This window comes from Enterobacter cloacae complex sp. 394F7 (genome assembly GCF_057320385.1).
The window spans coordinates 37079-62586 of record NZ_JBXWCS010000009.1 but is presented as its reverse complement, the minus strand read 5'-3'; the positions used below and the strand labels follow the sequence as shown (position 1 = coordinate 62586).

23 protein-coding genes are annotated in these 25508 nt (G+C 56.7%); 12 read left to right on the top strand and 11 right to left on the bottom strand.

Features of this window, described 5'->3' with window-relative positions:
- Positions 1–47: 47 nt before the first annotated feature.
- From citR to AC2FAK_RS14395, 3 genes are all read left to right on the top strand, one after another.
- The gene (gene citR, locus AC2FAK_RS14405) at positions 48–947 is read left to right on the top strand and encodes a DNA-binding transcriptional repressor CitR (RefSeq protein WP_095454635.1); all 900 of its coding nucleotides are present in this window, start codon (positions 48–50) and stop codon (positions 945–947) included.
- A 171-nt stretch (positions 948–1118) separates the two neighbouring features.
- Positions 1119–2342, top strand: a complete 1224-nt coding sequence (locus AC2FAK_RS14400) for a phosphoadenosine phosphosulfate reductase (RefSeq protein WP_095454636.1) — start codon at positions 1119–1121, stop codon at positions 2340–2342.
- Positions 2327–2953, top strand: a complete 627-nt coding sequence (locus tag AC2FAK_RS14395; RefSeq protein ID WP_013097610.1) for an IbrB-like domain-containing protein — start codon at positions 2327–2329, stop codon at positions 2951–2953. The genes AC2FAK_RS14400 and AC2FAK_RS14395 overlap by 16 nt, the downstream gene beginning before the upstream one ends.
- Here AC2FAK_RS14395 and AC2FAK_RS14390 read toward each other — a convergent pair whose 3' ends face one another.
- Complete coding sequence (locus AC2FAK_RS14390) at positions 2954–4114, bottom strand: pyridoxal phosphate-dependent aminotransferase (RefSeq protein ID WP_095454637.1); 1161 nt, start codon at positions 4112–4114, stop codon at positions 2954–2956.
- A 122-nt stretch (positions 4115–4236) separates the two neighbouring features.
- On the opposite strand from AC2FAK_RS14390, the gene AC2FAK_RS14385 reads away from it, so the two are divergent.
- The 3 genes from AC2FAK_RS14385 to AC2FAK_RS14375 are packed head-to-tail and all read left to right on the top strand — an operon-like array spanning position 4237 to position 6076.
- Complete coding sequence (locus tag AC2FAK_RS14385; RefSeq protein ID WP_013097612.1) at positions 4237–4851, top strand: methylthioribulose 1-phosphate dehydratase; 615 nt, start codon at positions 4237–4239, stop codon at positions 4849–4851.
- The gene (gene mtnC, locus AC2FAK_RS14380; protein WP_020685649.1) at positions 4848–5537 is read left to right on the top strand and encodes an acireductone synthase; all 690 of its coding nucleotides are present in this window, start codon (positions 4848–4850) and stop codon (positions 5535–5537) included. Before AC2FAK_RS14385 ends, mtnC begins: the two co-directional genes overlap by 4 nt.
- A complete protein-coding gene (locus AC2FAK_RS14375) occupies positions 5534–6076 on the top strand; it encodes a 1,2-dihydroxy-3-keto-5-methylthiopentene dioxygenase (RefSeq protein ID WP_023621337.1) in 543 nt (180 codons plus the stop codon). Before mtnC ends, AC2FAK_RS14375 begins: the two co-directional genes overlap by 4 nt.
- Positions 6077–6164: 88 nt before the next feature.
- On the opposite strand, the gene AC2FAK_RS14370 is transcribed toward AC2FAK_RS14375, so the two are convergent.
- On the bottom strand, positions 6165–6389 hold the full coding sequence (locus AC2FAK_RS14370; protein WP_047351880.1) for a helix-turn-helix domain-containing protein: 225 nt from the start codon (positions 6387–6389) through the stop codon (positions 6165–6167).
- 106 nt (positions 6390–6495) lie between these two features.
- Between AC2FAK_RS14370 and AC2FAK_RS14365 the strand changes: the two genes are divergently transcribed.
- The gene (locus AC2FAK_RS14365; RefSeq protein WP_058650492.1) at positions 6496–6762 is read left to right on the top strand and encodes a helix-turn-helix domain-containing protein; all 267 of its coding nucleotides are present in this window, start codon (positions 6496–6498) and stop codon (positions 6760–6762) included.
- 40 nt (positions 6763–6802) lie between these two features.
- Here AC2FAK_RS14365 and AC2FAK_RS14360 read toward each other — a convergent pair whose 3' ends face one another.
- Together AC2FAK_RS14360 and mtnA are read right to left on the bottom strand one after the other, a co-directional pair.
- Positions 6803–7282 (bottom strand): SRPBCC family protein, encoded by a 480-nt coding sequence (locus AC2FAK_RS14360; RefSeq protein WP_013097615.1) that lies wholly within the window; start codon positions 7280–7282, stop codon positions 6803–6805.
- A gap of 43 nt (positions 7283–7325) precedes the next feature.
- Positions 7326–8342 carry an S-methyl-5-thioribose-1-phosphate isomerase gene (mtnA, locus tag AC2FAK_RS14355; protein ID WP_038418891.1) on the bottom strand — a complete coding sequence of 339 codons (1017 nt, stop codon included), beginning with the start codon at positions 8340–8342 and terminating at the stop codon, positions 7326–7328.
- A gap of 104 nt (positions 8343–8446) precedes the next feature.
- Here mtnA and mtnK point away from each other — a divergent pair, with 104 nt between their 5' ends.
- Entirely contained in the window at positions 8447–9646 is a 1200-nt protein-coding gene (gene mtnK / locus AC2FAK_RS14350; protein WP_095454638.1) for an S-methyl-5-thioribose kinase, read from the top strand.
- 30 nt (positions 9647–9676) lie between these two features.
- Here mtnK and AC2FAK_RS14345 read toward each other — a convergent pair whose 3' ends face one another.
- The 5 genes from AC2FAK_RS14345 to AC2FAK_RS14325 form a co-directional block, all read right to left on the bottom strand.
- Positions 9677–13834 carry an Ig-like domain-containing protein gene (locus AC2FAK_RS14345; protein ID WP_095454639.1) on the bottom strand — a complete coding sequence of 1386 codons (4158 nt, stop codon included), beginning with the start codon at positions 13832–13834 and terminating at the stop codon, positions 9677–9679.
- Between the two features lie 131 nt (positions 13835–13965).
- Entirely contained in the window at positions 13966–15207 is a 1242-nt protein-coding gene (locus tag AC2FAK_RS14340) for an LVIVD repeat-containing protein (protein ID WP_028028043.1), read from the bottom strand.
- 89 nt (positions 15208–15296) lie between these two features.
- Positions 15297–16361 carry a sugar ABC transporter substrate-binding protein gene (locus AC2FAK_RS14335; protein WP_095454640.1) on the bottom strand — a complete coding sequence of 355 codons (1065 nt, stop codon included), beginning with the start codon at positions 16359–16361 and terminating at the stop codon, positions 15297–15299.
- Positions 16362–16380: 19 nt separating this feature from the next.
- The gene (locus tag AC2FAK_RS14330) at positions 16381–17376 is read right to left on the bottom strand and encodes an ABC transporter permease (protein ID WP_013097621.1); all 996 of its coding nucleotides are present in this window, start codon (positions 17374–17376) and stop codon (positions 16381–16383) included.
- Positions 17373–18875 (bottom strand): sugar ABC transporter ATP-binding protein, encoded by a 1503-nt coding sequence (locus AC2FAK_RS14325; RefSeq protein WP_095454641.1) that lies wholly within the window; start codon positions 18873–18875, stop codon positions 17373–17375. Before AC2FAK_RS14325 ends, AC2FAK_RS14330 begins: the two co-directional genes overlap by 4 nt.
- Before the next feature lie 158 nt (positions 18876–19033).
- Here AC2FAK_RS14325 and AC2FAK_RS14320 point away from each other — a divergent pair, with 158 nt between their 5' ends.
- From AC2FAK_RS14320 to AC2FAK_RS14310, 3 genes are all read left to right on the top strand, one after another.
- Complete coding sequence (locus AC2FAK_RS14320; protein ID WP_095454642.1) at positions 19034–20122, top strand: oxidoreductase; 1089 nt, start codon at positions 19034–19036, stop codon at positions 20120–20122.
- 57 nt (positions 20123–20179) lie between these two features.
- The gene (locus tag AC2FAK_RS14315; RefSeq protein ID WP_013097624.1) at positions 20180–20923 is read left to right on the top strand and encodes an SDR family NAD(P)-dependent oxidoreductase; all 744 of its coding nucleotides are present in this window, start codon (positions 20180–20182) and stop codon (positions 20921–20923) included.
- Between the two features lie 348 nt (positions 20924–21271).
- On the top strand, positions 21272–21676 hold the full coding sequence (locus tag AC2FAK_RS14310; RefSeq protein ID WP_013097626.1) for a helix-turn-helix domain-containing protein: 405 nt from the start codon (positions 21272–21274) through the stop codon (positions 21674–21676).
- Here the strand turns inward: AC2FAK_RS14310 and AC2FAK_RS14305 are convergent.
- Positions 21673–21870 (bottom strand): YbdD/YjiX family protein, encoded by a 198-nt coding sequence (locus tag AC2FAK_RS14305; protein ID WP_013097627.1) that lies wholly within the window; start codon positions 21868–21870, stop codon positions 21673–21675. The two genes, AC2FAK_RS14310 and AC2FAK_RS14305, sit on opposite strands and share 4 nt — an antisense overlap.
- Positions 21871–21973: 103 nt before the next feature.
- On the bottom strand, positions 21974–24079 hold the full coding sequence (gene cstA, locus AC2FAK_RS14300; RefSeq protein ID WP_095454643.1) for a pyruvate/proton symporter CstA: 2106 nt from the start codon (positions 24077–24079) through the stop codon (positions 21974–21976).
- A 292-nt stretch (positions 24080–24371) separates the two neighbouring features.
- On the opposite strand from cstA, the gene AC2FAK_RS14295 reads away from it, so the two are divergent.
- Positions 24372–25484, top strand: a complete 1113-nt coding sequence (locus AC2FAK_RS14295) for a M20 family metallopeptidase (RefSeq protein WP_095454720.1) — start codon at positions 24372–24374, stop codon at positions 25482–25484.
- Positions 25485–25508: the final 24 nt, after the last annotated feature.

The window sequence follows — 25508 nt, the reverse complement described above, 5'->3', positions numbered from 1 at the left end:
AGTTATCAGTGATGTGATAACGCAACGCAGCACACTCAGGATGAAACATGGCAAATCTTTACGACTTAAAAAAATTCGATCTCAATCTGCTGGTCATTTTCGAATGCATCTACCAACACCTGAGCATCAGCAAGGCAGCAGAAACGCTCTACATAACGCCTTCCGCGGTCAGTCAATCCCTGCAGCGGCTGCGTAACCAGCTGAACGATCCGCTGTTTATCCGTTCGGGAAAAGGGATCACTCCCACTACCGTCGGGGCAAATTTGCATCATCATCTTGAGCAAAACCTCAATCAGCTTGAGCAGACCATCAACATCATGCATGGCTCATCGCTCAAAAAGAATTTTGTCATCTACTGCCCGCAGGTTCTGACAACCGACAATCTGCTCAACCCCATGAAGCTATTGATGCGAGAGCACAATTATGAAATAGAGCTTCATGACATGCTGCTGTCCGCGGATTCCGCAGAAGACCTGCTTGCCTACCGTAAAGCAGACTTAATTTTCTCCATTGCGCCTATCAACAATCGCTCAATGGTATGCGTTCCCTATGTTAATTACCGAATGATTCTGGTGTGCAGCCAGGATCACCCCCGTCTGCAGGAGACCGCTACCCTGGAAGAGCTGCAGAAAGAGAAGTTTACGATCTTCCTGAGCGATGAAGCGGGTGTGAAACACTATCAGTCAAAGACTGAGGAAGTGCATGCCGACAGGACAATCGGTTTTCGCTGCGACTCTCTCTTTTCAATCATAAACATGATCAGCGCATCGCATTTAGTGGGATATATCCCGGAAGTCCTGTATGAAAAATACCGTGACGTATTGCGACTGAAAAAAGTGGACGCCCCCTTCACGCTGCCTCAAATGGAAGTCTTCATGGTTTATAACCGCTCAGCGCTTAACAGCTCGGTTTTCTCGACGTTTGTTGAGCAAATCACGCAAAAATAAATCCGAATGGCTGTGATATTTACAGCCATTTCTCTCATCAAAATATAACCCTCATTTATAGATAATAAAAAATCTGCCTTTTTTGATTTACCTGCCTTTATTTTCACTACTATTATTCTCTCTCCTGCATTGACATGAACGTCCGGTATTTATTTCCAGGAGGAGTTGCCGTTGTCAATTTATAAGCATCCACTTAATCAAAATGTCCTTGACGCTGCCACAGAGCGCATAACATGGACGCTTGAGAATCTGCCAAGGATCTGTGTTTCATTTTCTGGCGGAAAAGATTCCACCATTATGTTCCATTTAACGGCCCGGCAAGCCCGAAAAATGGGAAAGCAAATTTGTCTGTTATTTATCGACTGGGAAGCACAGTTCACCTGTACCATTCAGCATGTGAATAACATGATCGCACAATACGCCGATGTGATTGAAAAATGCTGGTGGGTAGCGCTCCCGTTGACCACGCAAAATTCACTCTCACAGTTCCAGCCCGAATGGCAGTGCTGGGAGCCGGGTAAAAACTGGGTACGCACGCCCCCGGAAGAGGCGGTAACCGATCCAGATTACTTCTCGTTCTACCAGCCCGGCATGACCTTCGAGGCCTTTGTTCGCGAATTTTCCGACTGGTTTGCCAAAAGGCGCCCGGCAGCAATGATGATCGGTATTCGTGCCGATGAATCCTACAATCGCTTTTTGACGATCGCCAACGCACGAAAGCAGCGCTTTGCCGATGACAAACCCTGGACCACCGTCGCCCCCGGCGGGCACGCCTGGTATGTCTATCCGCTTTATGACTGGAAAACCGCCGATATCTGGACCTGGTTTGCGAAAACGGGTGGGTGCTATAACCCGCTTTACGACCTGATGTTTCAGGCTGGCGTGCCGCCGCGCTATATGCGCATCTGTGAACCCTTTGGCCCGGAGCAACGTCAGGGATTGTGGCTCTATCATGTTGTGGAGCCCGAACGTTGGGCGGCGATGTGTGAGCGGGTAAACGGCGTGCACAGTGGCGGGGTCTACGCAGGGCAGGACAATCATTTCTATGGCCACCGCAAAATTCTGAAACCCGACGCGCTCAGCTGGCGGGAATACGCCATGCTGCTTCTCGACAGCATGCCGCACACCACTGCGGAACATTACCGCAATAAAATCGCGATCTATTTGCACTGGTACCAGAAGAGAGGCATGGCCGATATTCCCGACACTCAGGAGGGCGATATCGGCGCCAAAGATATCCCGTCCTGGCGACGCGTGTGCAAGGTATTACTCAACAATGACTACTGGTGCCGGGCGCTGTCATTCAGTCCGAACAAACCCAGGCATTACCAGCGTTACAGCGAACGGATGAAATCAAAACGCAAGGAGTGGGGGATCTTATGCAGCAGCAATTAATTAACGAGATGAAAAATTATCTTCAGTCTCTTCCCGAAGATAAACGCATTGAAGCCATTAACGCCTTTCGCCAGGCTATCCATGAAAATAGCCCTTTTCGCGAACAGCCTGTCGACTGCGTACTGTGGATCAAACAGGACGAGATTACCGCGAACGATTACAACCCCAACAACGTTGCCCCGCCGGAAAAACGGCTGCTCTGTAAATCCCTGGAGATGGACGGTTTTACCCAACCCATTGTGGTGACGGAAAGTGAGGCCCGGCATTATGAAATTGTCGATGGCTTCCATCGGCATGAAATTGGATCCAACCGGGCGGTATTGAAACGCCAGCTTAAAGGCTATCTTCCTGTAACCTGTCTGCGTAAAGAGCGGCAGAAAAAGTTCGACCGGATAGCGGCCACCATTCGCCACAATCGGGCGCGCGGCCGCCATCAAATTAATGCGATGTCCGATATCGTCCGCGAGCTGGTGCAGCTTGGCTGGGACGACGAGAGAATCAGTCAGGAACTGGGAATGGATAGCGACGAGGTATTACGCCTCAAGCAAATCAACGGTCTGCTGGAACTCTTTGCAGACCGCCGTTATTCAGAAGCCTGGACGGTCAAATAATCAGATCGCGTTAAGACGCTCTGCCGCCGCCAGCAGCGTCGATTCCTGTTTCGCAAAGCAGAGACGAATCAGCTTATGCGGGAAGGGATCGGCGCAAAAGACGGATAACGGGATCGCCGCCACGCCCACCTCTTTGGTCAGCCACTGGCAAAAACTGACGTCGTCCAGATCGGAGATGGCGCTGTAATCGGCCAGCAGGAAATAGGTGCCTTCACACGGCAGGATCTCCAGACGGCTCTGACTCAGGGCATTCACAAACCGATCCCGGCGTGCGCGGTAAAACTCGGGCAACTCACGGTAATGCTCAGGCTCAGCGCGCAGCATATCGGCCAGCGCCAGCTGGGCAGGCGTGTTCACCGCAAACGTCAGGTACTGGTGCACTTTACGCAACTCCGCGCTGATGGCCGCCGGCGCCACGCAGTACCCCACCTTCCAGCCGGTCATATGATAGGTTTTACCGAATGACGACACCGCCACAGCGCGCTCGCGAAGTTGCGGATGGGCCAGCACGCTGACGTGCCCTTCCCCGGCAAAGCAGATGTGCTCATACACTTCGTCGCTCAGGACATAAATTTCACGTTCCGCAATGGCCTGCCACAGCGCGGCGAAATCGCTCTTCTGCCACACCGTCGCCGACGGGTTGTGTGGTGTATTCAGAATGACCAGCCGGGTGTTGTCGCTCAGCAGCGCAGCAAACGCCTGCCAGTCGGGGCGAAAATGCGGCGGCTGTAATGCCACGCGCTTCACCACGCCGCCGGACAGTTCGATGGCAGGCGCATAGCTGTCGTAACTTGGATCAAAGCAGATAACCTCATCGCCCGCGCGAACCAGCGCGGTGATGGCCGCATACAGCGCTTCGGTCGCACCTGCCGTCACCGTAATGTCGCTGTTGGCATCCGGTTGATAGCCATAGCATTCCGCCGTTTTATCCGCAATGGCGTCACGCAATGCCTGCACACCGGTCATCGGCGCATACTGATTCGCCCCCTGGGCAACGTGCCAGGCCAGACGCTCCTGCAAATAGCCTGGACCATCAAAATCCGGGAACCCCTGCGAGAGGTTAATGGCGTTGTGCTTCTGGGCCAGAGCGCTCATCTGCGTAAAGATAGTGGTGCCCAGGTTGGGAAGTTTGCTTTGCGGAATCAATGCGTTATTGCTCATTGTGGGGTGCCTGCTTGTAATACTTATGTTGCTGCCACTATAACACGATGTTAGTCTTTGGCAATCAAGACGCTTAGACGTCTAAACAATATGAATATTCCTGACCGAGAGGGTAAAAGGAAATGACAGACAACCTGCAACTCACGCAACTGGTCGAAGCCTGCCGCTGGATTGGCGCCAAAGGCTGGGCCCCCGCCACCGGCGGCAACATGTCGGTACGTCAGGATGAAAACCTGTGCTGGCTCAGTGAATCCGGCAAAGACAAAGGCAGCCTCACGCCGGATGATTTTCTGCAGGTGGAGATCGCCACCAATCGCGCGCCCTCTGGCCGTAAACCTTCGGCCGAAACCGGGTTACACACGCTCATCTATCGCCTGTTCCCGGAGGCCAACGCCGTACTGCACGTCCACACGGTGAACGCCACGGTGCTCTCGCGGCTGGTGAAAGAGGCGGAGCTGCACATCAGCGGCTTTGAGATGCAAAAATCCCTCACCGGGCAGACCACGCATCTGGCTACGGTTGCCATTCCGGTATTCGATAACGACCAGGATATAGACGCCCTCGCTTCGCGAATCGCCCATTACGCCCAGGAGCGCCCGCTTAATTATGGTTTTCTTCTGCGCGGCCATGGCTTAACCTGCTGGGGACGTGATGTGGCCGAAGCCCGCCGTCATCTGGAAGGATTGGAATTCTTATTTGAATGCGAAATGCGTTTACGACAACTGGAGAAGATATGATTCGCGCAATTGTGACGGATATTGAGGGAACCACCAGCGATATCCGTTTTGTCCATGATGTTTTGTTCCCTTATGCGCGTGAGCGTCTGGCGGCCTTCGTCACCGCCCAGCAGTACGCCGAGCCGGTCAAATCGATTCTGGACAACCTGCGCGATGAAATCGACACTCCGCACGCCAGCGTCAGCGATCTTATCGAGACCCTCTTCACCTTTATGGATGAAGACCGTAAATCGACGGCGCTGAAGGCCCTGCAGGGAATTATCTGGCACGACGGTTACGTCAACGGCGACTTTACCGGCCATCTCTACCCGGACGTGCTGCCCGCGCTGGAAAAATGGAAAGCACAAGGCATTGATCTCTATGTTTATTCCTCTGGTTCCGTCGCTGCGCAGAAACTGTTATTTGGCTACAGCGATGAAGGTGATATTACTCATCTGTTCAGCGGCTACTTTGATACCCATATTGGTGCCAAGCGTGAGGTGCAGTCTTATCAGAATATTGCGGCGCAGACGGGCATCGCCCCGTCGCAGATCCTGTTCCTGTCGGATATCCATCAGGAGCTGGACGCCGCTGAGCAGGCCGGTTTTCGCACCCTGCAGCTGATTCGCGGTGATGATGACGGCGCAAGCCACCATCATCAGGTTCACCAGTTCGACGAGATTAACCCGGAGCAGATCCCTTCATGAGCGCATTAACCATTTATTCCGATAAAGACGCCAGTAAGCACCTGTGGCACAGCACCGACGCCGCCGAGATCGCCCAACAGCTCAACGCCAAAGGCGTGCGTTTTGAACGCTGGGCGGCTGACCGTGATTTAGGGCGCGACCCTGCCCCAGAAGTGGTCATTGACGCTTACCAGCATGCCATCGACAAACTGGTCGCGGAGAAAGGCTATCAGAGCTGGGATGTGATCAGCCTGCGCGCCGACAACCCGCAAAAAGAAGCGCTGCGCGCGAAATTCCTCAACGAGCACACCCACGGCGAAGATGAAGTGCGCTTTTTCGTGGAAGGCGCGGGATTGTTCTGCCTGCACATTGGCAATGAGGTGTATCAGGTGCTGTGCGAGAAAAACGACCTGATTTCGGTACCGGCGGGCACACCACACTGGTTTGATATGGGCTCAGAGCCAAACTTTACGGCCATCCGTATATTCGATAATCCGGAGGGCTGGGTGGCGCAGTTTACCGGTGATGCGATTGCGGATGCGTATCCGCGTCTGGCATAGGTGAAAATTGCTCCCTCTCCCTTTGGGAGAGGGCTGGGGTGAGGGGGAACATACAGCTCTGGTGGTCATTTCCGCAGTCACACATTAATTAAATACTGGCGATAATCCTCTGCACATCTGCCCCAACCAATTTTGCCAAATGCACAAACTCCACCACATCTAACCTGCGTTCACCACTTTCCACTTTAGCGATAAACGACTGCGGTTTTCCCAGCGCCTCCGCAAGCTGCGTCTGAGTAATCCCTTTCTCTTTACGTGCCTTCTTCAACGCATTGATAACTCGCTGGTATTCATCTGAATAAACTGAGGCCATTGTTCCGATTCCATACAAATATCCTGAAATCGAATATCCTCCCATTGTCTTTTTATCCCAAAACGGGATAATTGAGCCCGTAACGAACTTACGTAAGGAGGATACAATGCGTGATAAAAACTGGCATCCTGCCGATATCGTTGCCGCGCTAAAGAAACACGGAACAAGCCTGGCAGCCTTGTCACGTAAGGCTGGACTATCATCATCTACACTGGCAAATGCGCTTTCCCGGCCATGGCCTAAAGGGGAATGGCTAATCGCTCAGGCGCTCAACATCTCGCCTGAAGTGATATGGCCGGAAAGGTATTTTGATGAAAAGGGGACACCCATTTTTCGTCAGAGAAGGGCGACAAGAAAACGCCCCCATCTTTAACACTATCACCGTATGCTCCCCCTCACCCCAACCCTCTCCCTCAAGGGAGAGGGGGTCTGAGAGACTTCACATACCCCACCAGCTGATCCAGCACGATCCCCCAGCCTTCATGGAAGCCCATCTGTTCATGCTGCTCACGGATTTCTTTCGTGGGATGGCGCGCAATCGCCGTATAGCGGGTTTTGCCCTCCCCGAGATCCTCCAGCAACAAAATCGCCGTCATAAACGGCTTTTCGGCCGGTTTCCACCCTTCGGTATAGCCGTCGGTAAAGACCAGCTTTTTACCGGGATCGATTTCCAGGAAAACACCTTTATTGTCCATTTTTTGCCCGTCCACGTCGAAAACGGTATTGAATCGTCCACCCACGCGCAGGTCGAGGTCGCATTCGGTCACTTTATGGGGGGCAGGAATAAAGAAGTTTTTGATGTGCTCTGGCGTCGTCCAGCAAAGCCACAGCAGGTCGCGCGGTGCATCCACCACGCGTTCCAGTTTTAAGTCTGTTTCGGGATCGAGCGTCACGATGTTGTCCTCTCAGGGGAACCCCTTACAAGGATAGCCGGACTCAGGCGAATTTCCCCTTTGCTACCGCTTCCGGCGTGACCACGCCCGTATCCAGTACCCAGCCGCTTATCAGCGAGGCTGGGGTGACGTCAAACGCCGGGTTGTAAACCTGCGCATTTTCCGGTGCCCACTGTACCGCGCCGAAGCTTCCCGCCACGCCCGTCACTTCGCTGGCCGCGCGCTGTTCAATCGGGATCGCCTCACCGTTCGGGCACGCCGGGTCGAGGGTGGTTTGCGGGGCGGCGACATAGAACGGAATGCCGTGAAATTTCGCCAGCACCGCCAGGGAATAGGTGCCGATTTTGTTGGCCACATCGCCGTTGGCGGCAATACGATCTGCCCCCACCCACACGGCATCTACCTCCCCTTTTGCCATCAGGCTGGCGGCCATGGAGTCGGTAATCAGCTGATACGGCACGCCCAGCTCGCCGAGCTCCCACGCGGTCAGCCTGCCGCCCTGCAGCAGCGGACGGGTTTCATCCACCCAGACGTTGCTGACGTTGCCCTCCTGATGTGCGCGAGCAATAACACCCAGCGCAGTGCCGACGCCTGCGGTTGCCAGACCGCCAGTGTTACAGTGGGTCAGCAGGCGGCTACCGGGCTTCACCAGCGCGCTGCCCGCTGTCGCAATGGCGTCACAAAGCTGCCTGTCTTCGTCAATCAGTCGCAGAGCTTCCGTCACCAGCGCCGGAACGAAATCTTCCTGCCAGAGCGCCTGCTTCATGCGGTCGAGATTGTTCATCAGGTTGACCGCCGTCGGGCGGGCAGCGCGCAGCGTTTCCAGCGCCAGCGCCAGCTCGTCGCGGCTTTTCCCCTTTTCCGCCAGCAGCGCCAGCAGCAGACTTGCAGAGAGACCAATCAGCGGCGCACCGCGCACCCTAAGGGCGTGAATATGCCCCACCAGCGCCTCGACCGTTGAGGCGTCAAGCCAGCGTTTCTCCTGCGGAAGGGCCTGTTGGTCGAGAATAAAGAGCTGATTATCCGCCACCCGCAGGCTGGTCGTCTGTAATGTCTGCATGTCGTTAATTCCCTGTTGCGTTGTTGTAGCACATTGTGTCAGGATGAAATCCAGATGTATAGACGTCTAAATGTCTTTATTCGCAAATCAGTGAGGAGCAGGCAATGTCGCAATACCGTACCTTTACCGCCCAGGACGCCGTGGAGTATGCCAGGCAGTTTGGCGGCCTTGATAATCCATCATCACTGGTAGAGGCGCAGGAAGTAGGCGACGGCAATCTCAATCTGGTCTTCAAAATTTTCGATGCTCAGGGCGTGAGCCGCATCATCGTAAAACAGGCGCTGCCATACGTTCGCTGCGTCGGTGAGTCCTGGCCGCTGACGCTGGACCGCGCCCGTCTTGAGGCGCAAACGCTGGTGGAGCATTACAAACACAGCCCGCAGCATACCGTGAAAATTCATCATTTTGACCCGGAACTGGCGGTCATGGTGATGGAAGATCTCTCCGACCATCGCATCTGGCGCGGGGAGCTGATTAAGAATAACGCCTACCCGCAGGCTGCGCGTCAACTGGGGGAGTACCTGGCGCACACGCTGTTCCACACCAGCGATTTTTACCTGCACCCGCACCAGAAAAAAGCGCAGGTTGCCCAGTTCATTAACCCGGAGATGTGCGAGATCACTGAAGATCTGTTCTTTAACGATCCGTACCAGATCCACGAGCGCAACAACTATCCGGCAGAGCTGGAAAACGATGTCGCCGCCCTGCGCGACGACGATCAGTTGAAAATTGCCGTGGCCTCCCTGAAGCATCGCTTCTTCTCCCACGCCGAAGCGCTATTGCACGGGGATATCCACAGCGGATCGATTTTCGTGGCCGAGGGTAGCCTGAAAGCGATCGACGCCGAATTCGGTTACTTTGGCCCGATTGGGTTTGACGTGGGCACCGCCATCGGCAATCTGCTGCTGAACTTCTGTGGCCTGCCGGGGCATTTAGGCATCCGCGATGCCGCTGCCGCCCGGGAACAGCGTCTGATCGACATTCAGGCGTTATGGAATACCTTTGCGGAGCGCTTCCAGGCGCTGGCGCACGAGAAAACCCGGGATGCCGCGCTGAGTGCGCCGGGCTATGCCTCTGAATTTTTGAAAAAGGTCTGGCGAGATACCATTGGTTTCTGCGGAACGGAGCTGATCCGCCGCAGTGTGGGGCTGTCACACGTCGCGGACATCGATACCATTCAGGACGACGCGATGCGTCACGAATGTCTGCGCCACGCCATCACGCTGGGTAAAGCGCTGATTGTGATTGCTGATCGCATCGACAGCGTGGAAGAGCTGGTGGCAAGAGTGCGCCAGTACAGTTAAAAAAAACCTCCCTTTCGGGAGGTTTTTGCATCAGTTTTTGGTAAGCGTGGTGGTCACGGTGTAATCGAGAGACCACGATGAATGCCAGTCTTTACCGGCAAACTTGATATCCCCACGGTAAACCCCGCTCGGGAGATCCGGGTTATCGGCCTCAACATACTTAAGGCTGGCGCTATAGCCTGTGGTTTCCCAACTGCTACACAGAACCGCCACATTGAACGGACGGGTGGAGCAATCCGATCTGCGCTGCGCGCGAATCTTCACGTCATGGGTATTGCCTTGTTCGTCCTTCATCGGCACGACAAGCGTGCTGTAACCTTCTGCGGTCCATACCAGGGACGTCGGCCCCTGCGTACTTCCCGTTGCCACAAACCCAAGCGAAGGGAAACCAAATATTGCGCCCGTACTGAATGCTCTTGTCGAACCGGTGACGCTCCACATGGCTGAATAGCTGGCAATAAACACAACCGTTTGATCGGTTTTAGTGGTGTTATTACTCTCTGCACTCACCTTCGCCGTACCGGTATCCGGACCACTCAGCTTCACGGTCGCCACGCCGCTGCCATTGGTCACACTGGTTTGCGCTGAAAGGGTATTAAGCGTGGTGTTCCAGTTGACCGTCGCATTTTTGACGGCATTACCGTTTACGTCTTTCACCACTGCGGTGTAGGTAATGCGGTCGGTGTTGACTACCGCGTGGTCAGAACTGGCCTTGAGGCTCTCAACCCTGGCAGTGGTCGCATCGCCAATAAATGTTACCGGCTCCGCGTTTATCGCCGCCGTTGAACCGACAACTGTTGCGCTAACCGTTGCCGTTCCGGCCGTTGTCGTTGACGCCGTTACAACCGCCTGACCCGCTTCGTTGGTTTTTGTGCTGGCGCTGGCAAGCTTCACGCTGCTGTTATCTACACGCCACGCCACATCCACACCGCTAAGCGGGTTATGGTTGGCGTCTTCGACGGTGGCGGTCCAGCGTATGGTCGCGTTCCCGTCAGCCACCGCCTCTTTTTTATCCGCACTCAGGCTCGTAAATTGCGCTGTCGCCGGATTACCGGTCACGGAGAGAGTAAGCGTCTGACCGCTACCATTCACCGTCGCGGTAACCGTCATGTTGCCCGCTTTGCGCGATGAGAAGCGCGTTTCAGCCTGCCCTTGCGCATTGGTCATTGCTGAAACGGGCGTCAGGGTCACATCAGCCGCATTACTGCTGCTCCAGTTAACGGCAACGCCTGGTACAGGGTTCTGATGGCTGTCCACCACGGTTGCGGTTAACAGTACGGTATCGCTGTCAGCCACAATGCCGGTCGTTTTATCCGCCGTGAGGGTAGCCAGCTTTGCCGTGGTGGTGTCACCGGTGAAGGTCAGTTTTGTCACGCGTAACGTGTCACTGCCGAACGTGGCCTGAAGAGAATATTCCCCCGCGGTTTCAGAACGTAAGGTCACGCTCGCCTCACCCGATGCATTCGTCACGCTGCTCGTATCGGACAACGTCGCGCCGGAAGGGCTCACCGCCCAGCCAACCTTCGCTCCGTCAACCGGGTTGTCATTGGCATCCACAACGGTAGTGCGCACGGTGATACCGTCGGTGCCATTGGCTACCGCCGTCACGCTGTCGGCGGCCATCTCCGTCATTTTCGCGGTCGTGAGATCGGCCGTGAAGGTTGCACTGTCAGCACGAACGGGTGCGCTTTCAGCGGTCTGAGCCGTGATTACAACGCTGCCTGATTTCAGCGAGGTAACCACCAGCGAGGCATTGCCCTGCGCATCCGTCCGCGTACTGCTGGCGGCGAGCTTAACGTCTGGGTTATCTGCCGACCAGTTAACCTCTACGCCCGAAATGGCGTTACCCTGCAGATCGCGCACCTGCGCCGTCCAGGTAATACTGTCGCTGCCGTTGGCCACGGCCTGTTGCTTATCGGCCACCACGGCGGCGATACGCTGCGTGCTGGTGTCTGCGACAAACGTTACGGCTTCCGCTTTCACCGCATTCTGCTGATTTACATCAGCATAAACCCAGGCAACGCCCGTTTTTGCTGACGACAGCGACAGCGTTGCGTTTCCGGCGGCGTCGGTAACCGAGGTTTTGCTTCCTGCGGTCGTGCCATCTTCCCGCTTCACCGTCCAGTTAACCGTCACGCCTTCAAGCGGATGATTGCTGTTATCTGCGACCTGCGCGGTATACGATACGCTGTCGCTGTTATTGGCAACAATGCGGGTTTTATCGACATTGACCGATCTCACCTGTGCGCTGGCGCTGTCCGCAACAAATTTTAGCGTCGGGGTAGAGAGCGGGTTACCGTCCGCCAGTTGCGCACTCACTGTCGTCGCAACCACGTCACGACTAATGAGTTGAATGCTGGCCTGCCCTTGCTCATTGGTGAGGGTGCGTTCAGCAGACAGCTGAACCGCAGCGTTATCCGCTGTCCATTTCACCTCTTGCCCCGAAACGGGATTGCCGGACCGATCGACAACGCTTGCCACAACGACAATTGGCGTTACGCCGTCTGCCGGTGCGCTTACGGCCGACGGACTGAGTGAGGCAAGTTCCACAACCTCGGACACCGCCTCTTCAGTCACAGAGGCGGTAGCAAGCTTAATATTGCCGTCGATGAACGTCTGAATGGTGAGGGTGGCAGGCGCGGTTCCGCTGATAAGCGTTGCGCTGTATACGCCGCTGCTCGTTTCGCGAAACGCGCTTATTTGCGGTGCGACAGGCGCCGCGGTGCCTGTAACGGCATTTTTCAGGGTGATCGATGCGCCAAGACGCTCCGATAACCCGGTTGCAGCCTCGCCGGATGCGGTTTTTAGCGCCAATGTTAATACCGACTGACTGGTGCCATCCGCCGGTAAGCGGGACGGAGACGCCGTCAGGCTGGGCTGCAGCGTGGTCACGTCCATGCCGTTTACGTTCACCGTCATCCGCGCGGTATCAGAAGCGTTACCGTGCTTATCCCAGGCCGTTGCGGTTAACGTATACGCGTTGGAACCGCCATTTTTCCAGGCTGGAAGCGTAATCACCACCTGGGCCGGATCGGCACCCGGTGTGATTTTGCCGCCGTTACGTATCAAATTGTCACCCTGCCAGTCGATGCGTTCGAGCCCGTATTTCGTTTTAACCTTCGCGGTTACGGTCTGGCGGGCATTTTCATTCCCGGCGATGTTTTCTGGCAGTGCGAGCGAAATCAGCTCCTGCTTACGGTAATCCAGGACAATATTGTTATTACGATCGACCAGCTCCTGACGTGACCCCAGCAGCGTACGGCGTGCCCCCACCTGGTCCGCATCAAGCTGCGTGCGCAGCGGCACGCCCGGCGCCCAGTTGACCGCAAGGTTAAACTGCGTATCCGATGCCTCGCCCTTACCCATTTTTTGGTTTACACCCAGGGTAACCAGCGGAACGGGCGTGTAGCTCAGTCCAACGGTTACGGCGTAAGGATCTTTCTGACGATCGTCCTCATCGTCACCGAAAAGCCCGACGTGCTGACCATAGTATTGTTCGTAGACGAGGTTCGCCCCAAGCTGCGGATAGGCGGGAAGATACCCGGTTGCACGCAGGTCAAAGCCGTTCGCCACGCGCTCGTCATAATCGCGATAGCGGGACGAAGACATCCAGTCGCTTAAACGGTAGTAGCCGTTGGCTGAAAGACGCAGATAGTCCCAGCCTAGCTCGGCTCCAACACCAAGGCGCTGATGCTGATTCGCCGAAACCTGGCGATCGTAAAAGGTATTCACGCCCCACATCCATGCGGTATTAAATTCACGGTAGCCAAACCCGACATTAACGATATTTCTGTCGTCGTGACGACGACCACCCAATTGGGTGAACACCAGCGACGTTTTTTGCTCGTATAAAGGGATAAGCAGATCTAACTCCGCGTCCTGAATGGAAAAATGCTCATCAGTACCGATATTCAGACGCGTGGTACCGAATTGATTTAACCAGGACTCAATTTCCTGCGTGGCGGTATTTGTTGCCTGGGACGTAATTGCGCTGGCGACAGAACGGCCACTGCCGCTCTCCAGCAGTGACCCCGCCTGCACGGCGGTTTGTGCCACTACCCGCTCGGTGGTTTGCGGCTCGGCTACCTTATCCTGCGCGGCGACGGGCGTCGCGCCCAACGAAAATAACGACGGCGGAAGGAGTTGCAGTGCTATTTGCAACCAGGCTGCACATTTTTTCAGGCTCATTAAATTCATCCTTGAATAAAAAAAAGCCATAGTACGTATCAGGACTTAAAGATAAAGTCGGCGCGTTTATTTTAAGAATCTATAAATATAAGCATTCACCTTATAAATATATTTCAGCACCCCTTCCCCTCTCAGCCTAAATATTCAATCACCGACAATCCGCCGTTATAATCCGTGCTATAAATAATTCCCTGCGCATCCACAAAAACATCACACGACTGGATCACCTGCGGGCGATTCGGGCGTGTATCCATCATCCTTTCAGGTGCAGCAGGTACCAGCGCCCCCGTTTCCACCGGGCGGTAGGGATTCGAAATGTCATACGCACGCACCCCTGCATTCTGAAAGGTGGCGAAGATCAGCGTGGAACTGACAAAGCTTCCCGGCCGGTTCTCGTGCAGATTATGCGGGCCGAAATGCGCGCCTTTCGCCACGTAGTCTCTTTCATCCGGCTGCGGGAAGGTGGAGATACTTACCGGGTTCGACGGCTCGCGGATATCAAACAGCCAGATGAACTTCTCGCCGTCCTCCTGGTTGTCGAGCACCGCTTCGTCGAGCACCACCAGCAGATCGCGGTCCGGCAGCGGCAGCGCGGTATGCGTCCCGCCACCAAACGGCGGGCTCCAGTTGCGGTGGCTAATCAGCTTCGGCTGAGTGCGATCTTTGACATCCAGCAGCGTTAAACCACCGTCACGCCAGCTGCCGTAAGCCGTATCCCCGGCGATAATGGCATGATGCAGCGCATAGCGTTTGCCTTCCGGCCACTCTGGCCGTTCACCTGCGGCCTGGTTCATGCCCGGCAGCCACCAGCGCCCTGCCACTTCGGGCTTACGCGGATCGGCCAGGTCGATGGTCAGGAAGATATAGTCGGTAAAGCCGTCGATCAGCGCCGACACATAGGCCCAGCGACCGCCGACGTACCAGATGCGGTGAATGCCAATGCCATTTAACGACAGAAAACCGATTTCACGCGGCCTGTCCGGCGTGGAGATATCAAACACGCGCAGCCCGGCGCTCCAGCCTTTGTCCTGCACGTCGCTGACGGTCTCCCCCACCTGACGGGTGTAGTAGACCTTTTCATCGGCGAAGCGGGCATCGGCAAACAGATCCCGGGCGTTAATCACCAGTAGCAAATCGTCGTGTGCCTGCAAATGCACATTCCAGGTGCCGGGCGGCGCAGGTACATAACCCGCCGCTTTCGGGTTTTTCGGGTCGCGCACGTCAACAATCGAAAAGCCCTGCGACACCATATGGCCAATATACGCATAACCGCGGTGCACCATCAGTTGCACGCCGTCCGGGCGACCGCCCTGGTCGCTATGGCCAATCAGCCGCATATTGCGGCTGTATTCAGGGGTGGGTAATGTTGTCACCTTTAGCTCCTGTTGGTTTTCCCCCTCTCCCGGTGGGAGAGGGCCGGGGTGAGGGCATCAGGCAGCACCAGACGCCACCCGGCTTGTTTTTATTTATTTTTCGCTTCCAGCGTCGCAAACCACGGCGCAATAAAGTCTTCGGTCTGTCCCCAGCCCGGAATGATTTTCCCCAGCGACGCCACGTTCACCGCGCCCGGCTGGGCGGTCAGCAGCGCCTGCGGGATCGCCGCTGCTTTAAAATCATAGGTTGCAGGCGTCGGCTCCCCGGCAATCTTGTTGGCGATCAGACGCACGTTAGTTGCCCCAATCAGCTTCGGATCCACCGCCACGCTCACTGCCCACGGGCTTCCCGGCTCGCGCATCAGCTGTAAATCCTGGTTGGAGATGTCGATGCTGTAGAGCTTGATTTCAGTGCGGCCATTCTCCTTCAGGGCTTTATACGCCCCCTGGCTGAAGGCGTCCCAGGTGCCCCAGATAGCGTCGATTTTACCTTTCGGGTATTTCGCCAGAATTGCCCCGACCTTGTTGGCGGTATCGCCCTGCACGTCCGACGACACCGCGCCAATAGACTCCAGCTCTTTGATATTCGGGTACTGTTTCTGCAGTTCCTTATACGCCGCCTGACGACGCTCCATCGGCGGGAAACCGGCGACCCACAGCTTGACGATATTGGCCTTGCCGTTGAAATCTTTCGCCAGCTGGCCGAAGGAGAGATTCGTCAGGGAGGCATCGTCCTGCTGGGTGACCGTCACGCCTGGGATCTCGCCTTTGACGGCGGTATCAAACACCGAAACCTTAATCCCGGCATCCACCGCCTTCTTCACCAGCGCGGTCGCATACGGATCACGCCCCTGAGAGAGAATAATCCCGTCATATTTCTGGCTGATCGCCTGATTCACAAAGTCCTGGAATTTTGCGTCGTCACCGTTGCTTAAAAAGGTGCTGACCTTAAAGCCAAGTTTTTTTCCTTCCTGGATCGCCCCGGCGACAAACTGCGTGGTGTTGTCATCCGAGCCAAGGTTGCGGATCACCGCAATGCGAATGGGGCCGTCGTGGTTGGCAATGGCCGCCGGAACCGGTGCAGGCGTGGCCGCAAAGCCCGGCAGAGAGGTGAGTAACCCAAGAGCCACCAAAGAGAGTGCAATCTTTTTCATTTTTTATCCCGTTGTGTTGTCAGCGTTTTTGTATGTAAGTAATCGCCAGCGCCACGGCAAGCACCAGCCCTTTTATAATGTCCATGGCATAATACGGTACGGAGAGCATCACCAGCCCGTTCGACAGCACGCCCAGAATGACCGCCCCCACCAGCGTTCCAAGCGCGTTCGGCTTGCCGGAACCGGCCAGCGAAAAGCCGATCCACGCTGCCGCCACCGCGTCCATCAGATACCCGCCGCCCGCATTCACCTGCGACGACCCAATGCGCGAGGCCAGCAAAATCCCGCCCAGTCCGGCCAGCAGCGAGGCAAGCACGTAGGCCGCAACCTTGTAGCGCGTGGTGCGAATGCCTGAAAGGCGCGCCGCCTCCGGGTTACCGCCGATGGCGTACATGCGCCGGCCGTGTGTGGTCAGTGACAATCCCAGCTGTGCCAGCAGGGTCACCGCCAGCATGATGATGACGATGGTCGGCACCTGCCCCAGCAGGCTGAACGCCGCCGGAATGGTTCCTTCCGCCATATCACCGCTCGGCAGCACCATGTTCTCGGTAATCGACCCGCCGTAGCTGTAGGTCATCGCCACGCCCTGTATCACGAACAGGCTGGCAAGCGTCGCGAGCATGTCCGGAATACGCAGAATAACGATCAGAAAGGCGTTAAACAGCCCGACCAGGGTACAGAGCGCAAGGGTGATCACAATCGATTCGGTGGTGCCGAAGCCGTGCCAGACGAAGAGCGAAATCACCAGCGCATTCGCCAGCGACGCCGTGGAGCCAACGGAGAGATCGAACCCGCCCACGGTCAGTGAAATCGATACGCCAATGGCAATCACCGTGACGATGGCAATCGAGCGCAGAATGTTGATGATGTTGTTCGGATCGAGGAAGCTGTCTGAGGCCAGGCCAAAAACCACCACCAGCGCCACCACGGTGAGCAACATGCCCCACCGGTAGAGAAAATCGAAAATCTGTTGACGGCCAGACGCCGCCGCGGTCACTGAAAGGGCTTTGCTCACGACGCCGTTCCTCCGGTTGAATAATAAAGTAGTGTCTCTTCCCGCGCCTCGGCCCCGGGGATTTCCGCCACGATGCGTCCGTCCCAGAGCACGCAGATGCGGTCGCACAGCCCTACCAGTTCGGCAAATTCGCCCGAGGCGTAAATCACCCCTTTGCCCTCGCGCGCCAGACCGTCGATCAGCTGAAACAGATCGGTCTTCGCTTTGACGTCAACGCCCTTGGTCGGCTCGTCGAATATCAGCACGCTGGCGTCATTGCGCAGCCATTTGCCAATGGCGACCTTCTGCTGGTTACCGCCAGAAAGCCGACGTAAAACCTGCCCCGGACCGCGTGTTCGCACGCCGACGCGGGCTATCACCTCTTCCGCCCAGCGCCACGCCTGACGATGACCAAAGAGACTCCAGCGCGAAAAGCTGTTATCTGCCGTCACGGCCAGGTTCATGCTCACCGGCTCGTCGATGAAAATCCCCTCCTTGCGCCGCTCCTCCGGTACCAGCGCCAGCCCGCGCAGCACGGAATCGGCCGGATCGCGCGGTTTCCAGGGCTGATGATTGAGCTCGCCACGCTCCACCCGGCTTTTGCTGGCACCAAACAGCGCCTTGCAAAGTTCGGTTTTGCCTGCGCCCGCCAGCCCGGCAATGCCAAGGATTTCGCCTTTACGCAGATGCAGGGAGATATCTTTCAGCAATGCGTCGTCGTGCAGCCCCTCCACCCGCAGCAGCGTCTCGTCGCTATGCACAGGACGGGCTGGCGGGTAGATATCGCTCAGTTCGTGGCCGAGCATCTTCTCGACGATCGCTTCTCCGCTGAGATCCGCCATCGGGCCGGTCTCAATCAGCTTGCCATCGCGCAGCACCGTTAAGGTGTCGCAGATGGCTTTCAGCTCATGAATGCGGTGCGAGATAAACACCACGCCAATGCCCTGCTGCTTTAAACGCCGCACCACCGCGAACAGGCGTTCACTGTCGTGGGCATCCAGCGGTGCGGTAGGTTCATCGAGGATCAAAAAACGGCAGTGATGTGACAGCGCCCGCGCCAGCAGGATCTGCTGTTTTTCAGCCAACGAACAGCTGTCGATGGAACGGCGAATGTCCAGCGCAACGTCGAGCTGCGCCAGCGCCTGCTTCGCCTGTTGACGAATAGCACGCCAGCGGTAGCGATGTCCCGGCTGCGCCAGCTGGTCGAGCATGATATTTTCAGCGATGCTCAGCCCCGGAACCAGCGCCACGTCCACTTCCTGCTGCACAAGGTGGATCCCCAGCCGTTTGGCATCGAGCGGTTCGCGGATCGTCACCGGCTGGTTATTAATGCAGATCTCCCCCTCATAGCGATCGTGCGTTCCGCACAGCACCGCCATCAGCGTCGATTTCCCCGCGCCGTTAGCCCCGGTCAATGCATGCACCGATCCGCCGTTCAGGGTAAAGTCCACGCGCGACAGTGCCTGAAAGCCGGAAAAGGCCAGGCTGATACCGCGCATCTCAAGGCGACTGGAAACCATCCGCGTAGGATCCTCATTAATAGTTTGATTTATTGAATTTTTCACAGCTCCGGTTGACTGACAACGACAGAAAAGGCATAAGATAAAGCCAAATATTATTAGCCATCCGGATGTCCAGACATAACATCGGGTTAGCGCTTGCTAAAAAGGACAACACCATGAGCAACACCGATATCCGCGTCGTTCCCGGCCCGGCGAACTACTTTTCTCACCCCGGAAGCCTTGCGCATCTGCATGACTTCTTCACCCCGGAGCAGCTTTCCCGCGCGGTGTGGATCTACGGCGAACGCGCGCTTGAAGGCGCTCGTCCCTACCTGCCGGAGAGCTTTGCGGCCCCCGGCGCAAAACACCTGTTGTTCAAAGGCCACTGCAGCGAGCGTGACGTCACCCATCTGGTGAATGAATCCGGCAGCGAGGCGGCCGTGGTGATTGGCGTTGGCGGCGGAGCGGTGATGGATACGGTCAAAGCCGTGGCGCGTCGTTTGGGCGTTCCGTTCGTGGGTATCCCGACCATCGCCGCTACCTGTGCGGCATGGACGCCGCTCTCCGTCTGGTACAACGATGCCGGGCAGGCGCTGCAGTTTGAAATTTTCGACGATGCCAACTTCCTGGTGCTGGTGGAGCCGCAAATCATCCTTAACGCCCCGGCGGAATACCTGCTGGCTGGTATCGGCGATACCCTGGCGAAGTGGTATGAAGCGGTTGTACTCGCACCGCAGCCTGAACACCTGCCGCTGACCGTACGTCTGGGGATTAACGGCGCGCTGGCTATCCGCGACGTGCTGCTGGAACGCAGCGAGGACGCGCTGGCTGACCAGCAGCGCAGCGAAGCAACGCAGGCATTCAGGGATGTGGTGGATGCCATTATCGCCGGTGGCGGCATGGTCGGTGGGCTTGGCGAACGCTATACGCGCGTGGCGGCGGCACATGCGGTGCATAACGGCTTAACCGTCCTGCCGCAGACGGAAAAATACCTGCACGGCACCAAAGTGGCCTACGGCATTCTGGTGCAAAGCGCCCTGCTCGGTCAGGACGACGTGCTGGCGCAGCTTGTCACCGCGTATCAGCGCTTTAACCTGCCGACCCGGCTTCGCGAGCTGGAGGTGGATATCAACAACCGTGACGAACTGGACAAGGTCATCAATCACACCCTGCGCCCGGTGGAGTCGATTCACTATTTGCCCGTGGCGCTCACACCTGACGTTCTGCGCGCGGCATTCGAGAAAGTGGAATACTTCAGCCGTTAAACGCGCCGAGCGACTATACCTAATGATGATTCTCACCACTCTCGCAACGAGGTCATCATGCAGATCGATTTAACAGGTAAGAAAGCGCTGGTTACCGGTGCCAGCCGGGGATTGGGCCGTGCTATCGCGCTGTCGCTGGCACGCGCCGGTGCCGATGTGGTTATCACGTATGAAAAGTCCGTCGATAAAGCCCAGGCCGTGGTCGATGAGATAAGCGCACTGGGGCGGCACAGTGAGGCGGTTCAGGCCGACAGCGCCAGCGCAGAGGCTATTCAGGACGCGGTCACCCATGCGGCGCGCACCCTCGGCGGACTGGACATTCTGGTCAATAACGCCGGTATCGCCCGCGGCGGCCCGCTGGAGTCCATGACGCTGGCGGATATCGATGCCCTGATTAACGTCAACATTCGCGGCGTGGTGATCGCCACTCAGGAAGCGCTGGTACACATGTCTGACGGCGGACGCATTATCAATATCGGTAGCTGTCTGGCAAACCGCGTGGCGATGCCGGGTATCTCCGTCTACTCCATGACCAAATCCGCGCTTAACTCCTTCACGCGCGGTCTGGCGCGGGATCTGGGGCCCCGCGGTATTACCGTGAACCTGGTGCATCCCGGCCCAACCAACAGCGATATGAACCCGGAGGACGGCGAACAGGCAGAAGCCCAGCGTCAGATGATTGCCGTCGGTCATTACGGACAACCGGAAGATATCGCGGCGGCGGTCACCTTCCTCGCCAGCCCGGCCGCCGGACAGATCTCCGGTACGGGGCTGGATGTGGACGGCGGTTTGAACGCCTGATCGCACATTTTCTGCAAGCCTCTGTCGCCCGGCAGAGGCGTTTTCGCACCGCCTCGACGGTTTGCGTTTTGCCTCTTACCTGCATTTGTTCTCCGCTCTACAGTAGCCCATAAGAAATTCGGAATTTATCTAATAGTCTTATTATTTCCTTATACTTTGTGTGGGCGTACAGTGGAGGTACGGATGAAGATTGTCTGGTCCAATGGGGCAAAGAAGGCATTTTTAAAGTACGCGTTGGCGATTACCGCATCGTCTATACGCTTCGGGACGAACCCGATAACCATTGTTATGTTTTGGCCGTTAAGCGCAGAACATCAACAACTTACCTGCACGAGGAGAAAGCCACCTATGGCTGTTCAGCTAATTAAGGACGATAACGGAAAAACGCAGTACGTGGTTATTCCCTATGATGAATATTTTCGTATGTGCCTGCAGATGGCGGAAATCGACGACGAAACCGACGACGATCTGGAGGATATTGAAGTCGAACACGATGAGCTGGATGACGTTGAACTTCCAGGTGAGGTTTGCAGCATCATGACCTGGCAGAACGTCAGCCTGCAGGCCGCCTGGCGCATCCTGCGCGGCATGTCCCAGCAGGAGGTGGCAGAAAAACTCGGCATCACCCAGTCTGCCGTATCACAGCTGGAAGCGCTGGACTCCCGTCCGCAAAAGCGCACCCGTGAAAAGCTGGCGGCGATCTACGGCTGTAAACAGGAACAGATCAGCCTCTATTTACCGAAAGAGGGTTAACAGCACTTCGCCCCGCCCTTGCCGCCGTAACGGGCGTCCTGACGATCGCGGAAAAATTCGTCGTAGGTCATTGGCGTCTGGTCCGGATGGTTGACCCGCATATGCTCGACATAGTTGTCGTAGTCCGGCACGCCAATCATCATTTTGGCGGCCTGGCCTAAGTATTTGCCTGCTTTGGAAAGGGTGTCGAACATAAGTCATTTCTCGTTTGTTTCCCTCACCCCGGCCCTCTCCCAAAGGGAGAGGGAGGATAAGAAATGTAGGCCGGGTAAGCGCTAGCGCCACCCGGCACACAGGTTAATGCGCCCCTTTGGCCTGGGTGACAATCTCTTCCAGGTTTTCAGGCATTGGCTCGTAAGGCGTCTCTTTCGCTGTCGGCTTGTCTTCTTTCAGCGCCGCCAGCGCGGTCTTCAGAGAATACAACGCCAGTACCACGACCACCACCATAAAGAAGATGGTCAGCCCGGCATCCAGACGATTGTTAAACACCAGCTGCGACAGCTGTGATTCCGTATACTGCGCCGGGATTTTACCGCTGTCGATCATCTCCTGGAACTTATTGGCAATCGCCAGGAAGCCCACTTTATTGTCCGGGCTGAAGGCTTTCTGCCAGCCCGCCGTCAGGGTACAAATCAGCAGCCAGGAAGTAGGCAGCAGTGCCACCCAGGCATAACGCTGGCGCTTCATCTTGAACAGCACCACCGCACACAGCATCAGCGCCATCCCTGCCAGCATCTGGTTAGCGATACCGAACAGCGGCCACAGCGTGTTAATACCGCCCAGCGGATCCACCACGCCCTGATGCAGGAAATACCCCCACGCCAGCACGCACAAGGCCGTTGCCAGCAGGTTCGCCGGGAGCGAATCGGTACGCTTCAGGTTCGGGGAGATCACACCCAGCAGATCCTGCAGCATAAAGCGCGCCGCACGCGTCCCCGCATCCACCGCCGTCAGAATAAACAGCGCTTCAAAGAGAATGGCGAAGTGATACCAGAACGAGACATCCATCAGGCCGCCCAGCGCACCGTGAAGTATGTAGGCCATGCCCACCGCCAGCGTAGGCGCGCCACCCGCGCGGGAGATAATCGACTGCTCGCCCACTTCACTGGCGATACTCGATAACGTATCCGGGGTAATGGCAAAGCCCCAGCCGCTTACCACCTGTGCTGCGGATGCCACCACGTCAGCGGTGCCCGCCGGAGCCAGAACCGCCATTGGGCTGTTCATCGCGAAGTAGACGCCCGGGTCGATAATGCAGGCAGAGACCAGCGCCATGATCGCCACGAAGGACTCCATCAGCATGCCGCCGTAGCCAATCAGGCAGGCCTGATTTTCATTCGCCAGCATCTTCGGCGTGGTCCCGGAGGCAATCAGCGCGTGGAAGCCAGACACCGCACCACAGGCGATGGTGATAAACAGGAACGGGAACAGGTTACCGGTCCAGACCGGGCCCGTACCGTCAACGAATTTGGTTAATGCTGGCATGGTCAGCGTCGGGCGCATGATCAAAATACCAATAGCCAGCCCGACGATGGTGCCAATTTTCAGGAACGTGGAAAGGTAATCACGCGGGGCCAGCAGCAGCCACACCGGCAGCACCGCGGCCACAAATCCGTACCCCACCAGCATCCAGGTCAGCTGTACGCCGGTAAAGTCGAAGAACGGTGCCCAGGTTGGGCTCTCTGCCACCCAGCCGCCGGAGATAATGGCGAACACCAGCAGCACCAGACCAATCACCGACACCTCACCAATGCGTCCCGGACGCAGGTAGCGAATGTAGATCCCCATAAAAATGGCCAGCGGAATGGTGAACGCGACGGTGTAAGTCCCCCACGGACTGTGGGTCAGCGCTTTCACCACAATCATCGCCAGCACCGCAAGGATGATCACCATGATCATAAAGGTCGCCACCAGCGCAATCACCCCGGCCGTCGCGCCCATCTCCTCTTTCACCAGCTCGCCAAGCGAACGGCCGTCGCGACGGGTGGAGACGAACAGCACCATAAAGTCCTGTACGGCCCCCGCCAGCACCACGCCGGCAAGGATCCAGATCATCCCCGGCAGATAGCCCATCTGCGCCGCCAGCACCGGCCCCACCAGCGGGCCTGCCCCGGCAATCGCCGCAAAGTGGTGACCGAACAGCACTTTCTTATCGGTCGGAACGTAGTCCAGCCCGTCGTTATGACGAACGGCGGGCGTCATGCGCGTGCCGTCAACCGCCAGCACCGTTTTGGCGATATAGCGACCATAAAAACGATACGCGATCAGATAAATGCAGACGGAGGCAACGACAATCCAGAGCGCATTGATCTGTTCCCCCCGGTTGAGGGCGATATAGCCCAGGGCAAAAGCTCCCACAACGGAAAGCAGTGCCCATGTAAGGTATTTCCCTGAGTTGTTCATAGTTGTTGTCCGTTGTTGTGGAACAGTGAGATGTTACATTTTGTTTCTAGAACAACGCGTAAAATTTAACAACTTTGAAACGCAATAATGCGTGGTCAAACCAGAGATTTACACCACAGTGTTAAGTCGATCACTTTCAGGCTGAAACAACCCCGTCGCTGTCATCGGTCACACTTCTGCGTTTTTCGTCCTGGCTCAACCTTACGGGATGATTTGTATCATTTTTTTTACGCTCAACCTCGCCAGAATGACCCTGCGCGATCGCGCGCTTACCGCTTACAAGGAAAAGGAAATGAATCTGGATCGCTACATTGAAGAGCTGAAAAGCCTGGTGAACGTGGACTGCGGCACCCAGACCATCGCGGGCGTTGCTGCCGTGGCTGGCATTTTAGAATCACTCTGGCAACGCGAAGGCTGGCATACCGGGCAGGTAAACCTGGGCGAGAAGGTTGGCCCGGGCCTCTTCGTCAGCAACAAGCCGCAGGCAGAGCAGTTCGACGTGCTGCTGGTCGGCCATCTTGATACCGTTTTTGCCCCCGGCACCGTGGCCGAACGCCCGTTGAGCGAGGACGATACGCGTCTCTACGGCCCCGGCGTGTCTGATATGAAAAGCGGACTGCTCAATATTCTGTGGGCAATGCGCGAGCTAGATCCTGCGGATAAAGATCGCCTGGCAATCGCGGTCGCGATGAACCCGGACGAAGAAACGGGCTCGGTATACTCCCACGAATGGATCGGTGCACTGGCACAACGCTCCCGCTGCGTGCTGGTGTGCGAAGCTGCCCGTGCTGATGGCTCTCTGGTGAAAGCGCGTAAAGGTATGGCGGGTTATCACCTCACCTTCAAGGGCGTGGCGGCACACGCGGGTAACGACCCGGAAAAAGGCCGTTCGGCAATCACTGCGCTGGCAAACAGCATCGTTGCCCTGAATGCGCTGAGCGACGGGTCGCGCGGCACCACGCTCAACGTGGGGGTGATTAGCGGCGGCAGCGCGGCAAACGTGGTGGCGGACCACGCCGTGGCCGAGCTCGACGTGCGCTTCTGGGAAAACGACGAGTACGACCGGGTGAATCAGGCGCTGGAAGCCTTGTGTGAAAAAGGCTTTTTAGACGGCGTGACGACGACGCTGATGCGGGTCAATCACAAACCGGCGATGGCAGCAAGCGTTGCGACTCAGGCACTGATGCAGCAGGTTGAAGCGGCAGGTAAAGCGGAAGGCATCGCCATTACCTGGCAGGCGGTCGGCGGCGGCAGCGATGCCAACCACACCGCTGCGCTGGGTATCCCCACGCTTGACGGCTTAGGGCCGATTGGCGCGGGCTTCCACAGCCCGGCGGAGTGGCTGGACAAAGCGTCCATTGCGCCGCGAATTCGGTTACTTAAACGCGTCGTCTCAATGCTCTAATTTTGTACTACACCGTTCCCTCTC

Coding starts and splice junctions, on each gene's coding strand:
- citR (WP_095454635.1), top strand. CDS start 48: ATGGCAAATCTTTACGACTTAAAAAAATTCGATCTCAATCTGCTGGTC.
- AC2FAK_RS14395 (WP_013097610.1), top strand. CDS start 2,327: ATGCAGCAGCAATTAATTAACGAGATGAAAAATTATCTTCAGTCTCTT.
- AC2FAK_RS14390 (WP_095454637.1), bottom strand. CDS start 4,114: ATGAGCAATAACGCATTGATTCCGCAAAGCAAACTTCCCAACCTGGGC.
- AC2FAK_RS14385 (WP_013097612.1), top strand. CDS start 4,237: ATGACAGACAACCTGCAACTCACGCAACTGGTCGAAGCCTGCCGCTGG.
- mtnC (WP_020685649.1), top strand. CDS start 4,848: ATGATTCGCGCAATTGTGACGGATATTGAGGGAACCACCAGCGATATC.
- AC2FAK_RS14375 (WP_023621337.1), top strand. CDS start 5,534: ATGAGCGCATTAACCATTTATTCCGATAAAGACGCCAGTAAGCACCTG.
- AC2FAK_RS14370 (WP_047351880.1), bottom strand. CDS start 6,389: ATGGCCTCAGTTTATTCAGATGAATACCAGCGAGTTATCAATGCGTTG.
- AC2FAK_RS14365 (WP_058650492.1), top strand. CDS start 6,496: ATGCGTGATAAAAACTGGCATCCTGCCGATATCGTTGCCGCGCTAAAG.
- mtnA (WP_038418891.1), bottom strand. CDS start 8,342: ATGCAGACATTACAGACGACCAGCCTGCGGGTGGCGGATAATCAGCTC.
- mtnK (WP_095454638.1), top strand. CDS start 8,447: ATGTCGCAATACCGTACCTTTACCGCCCAGGACGCCGTGGAGTATGCC.
- AC2FAK_RS14345 (WP_095454639.1), bottom strand. CDS start 13,834: ATGAGCCTGAAAAAATGTGCAGCCTGGTTGCAAATAGCACTGCAACTC.
- AC2FAK_RS14335 (WP_095454640.1), bottom strand. CDS start 16,361: ATGAAAAAGATTGCACTCTCTTTGGTGGCTCTTGGGTTACTCACCTCT.
- AC2FAK_RS14325 (WP_095454641.1), bottom strand. CDS start 18,875: ATGGTTTCCAGTCGCCTTGAGATGCGCGGTATCAGCCTGGCCTTTTCC.
- AC2FAK_RS14320 (WP_095454642.1), top strand. CDS start 19,034: ATGAGCAACACCGATATCCGCGTCGTTCCCGGCCCGGCGAACTACTTT.
- AC2FAK_RS14315 (WP_013097624.1), top strand. CDS start 20,180: ATGCAGATCGATTTAACAGGTAAGAAAGCGCTGGTTACCGGTGCCAGC.
- AC2FAK_RS14310 (WP_013097626.1), top strand. CDS start 21,272: ATGGCTGTTCAGCTAATTAAGGACGATAACGGAAAAACGCAGTACGTG.
- AC2FAK_RS14305 (WP_013097627.1), bottom strand. CDS start 21,870: ATGTTCGACACCCTTTCCAAAGCAGGCAAATACTTAGGCCAGGCCGCC.
- cstA (WP_095454643.1), bottom strand. CDS start 24,079: ATGAACAACTCAGGGAAATACCTTACATGGGCACTGCTTTCCGTTGTG.
- AC2FAK_RS14295 (WP_095454720.1), top strand. CDS start 24,372: ATGAATCTGGATCGCTACATTGAAGAGCTGAAAAGCCTGGTGAACGTG.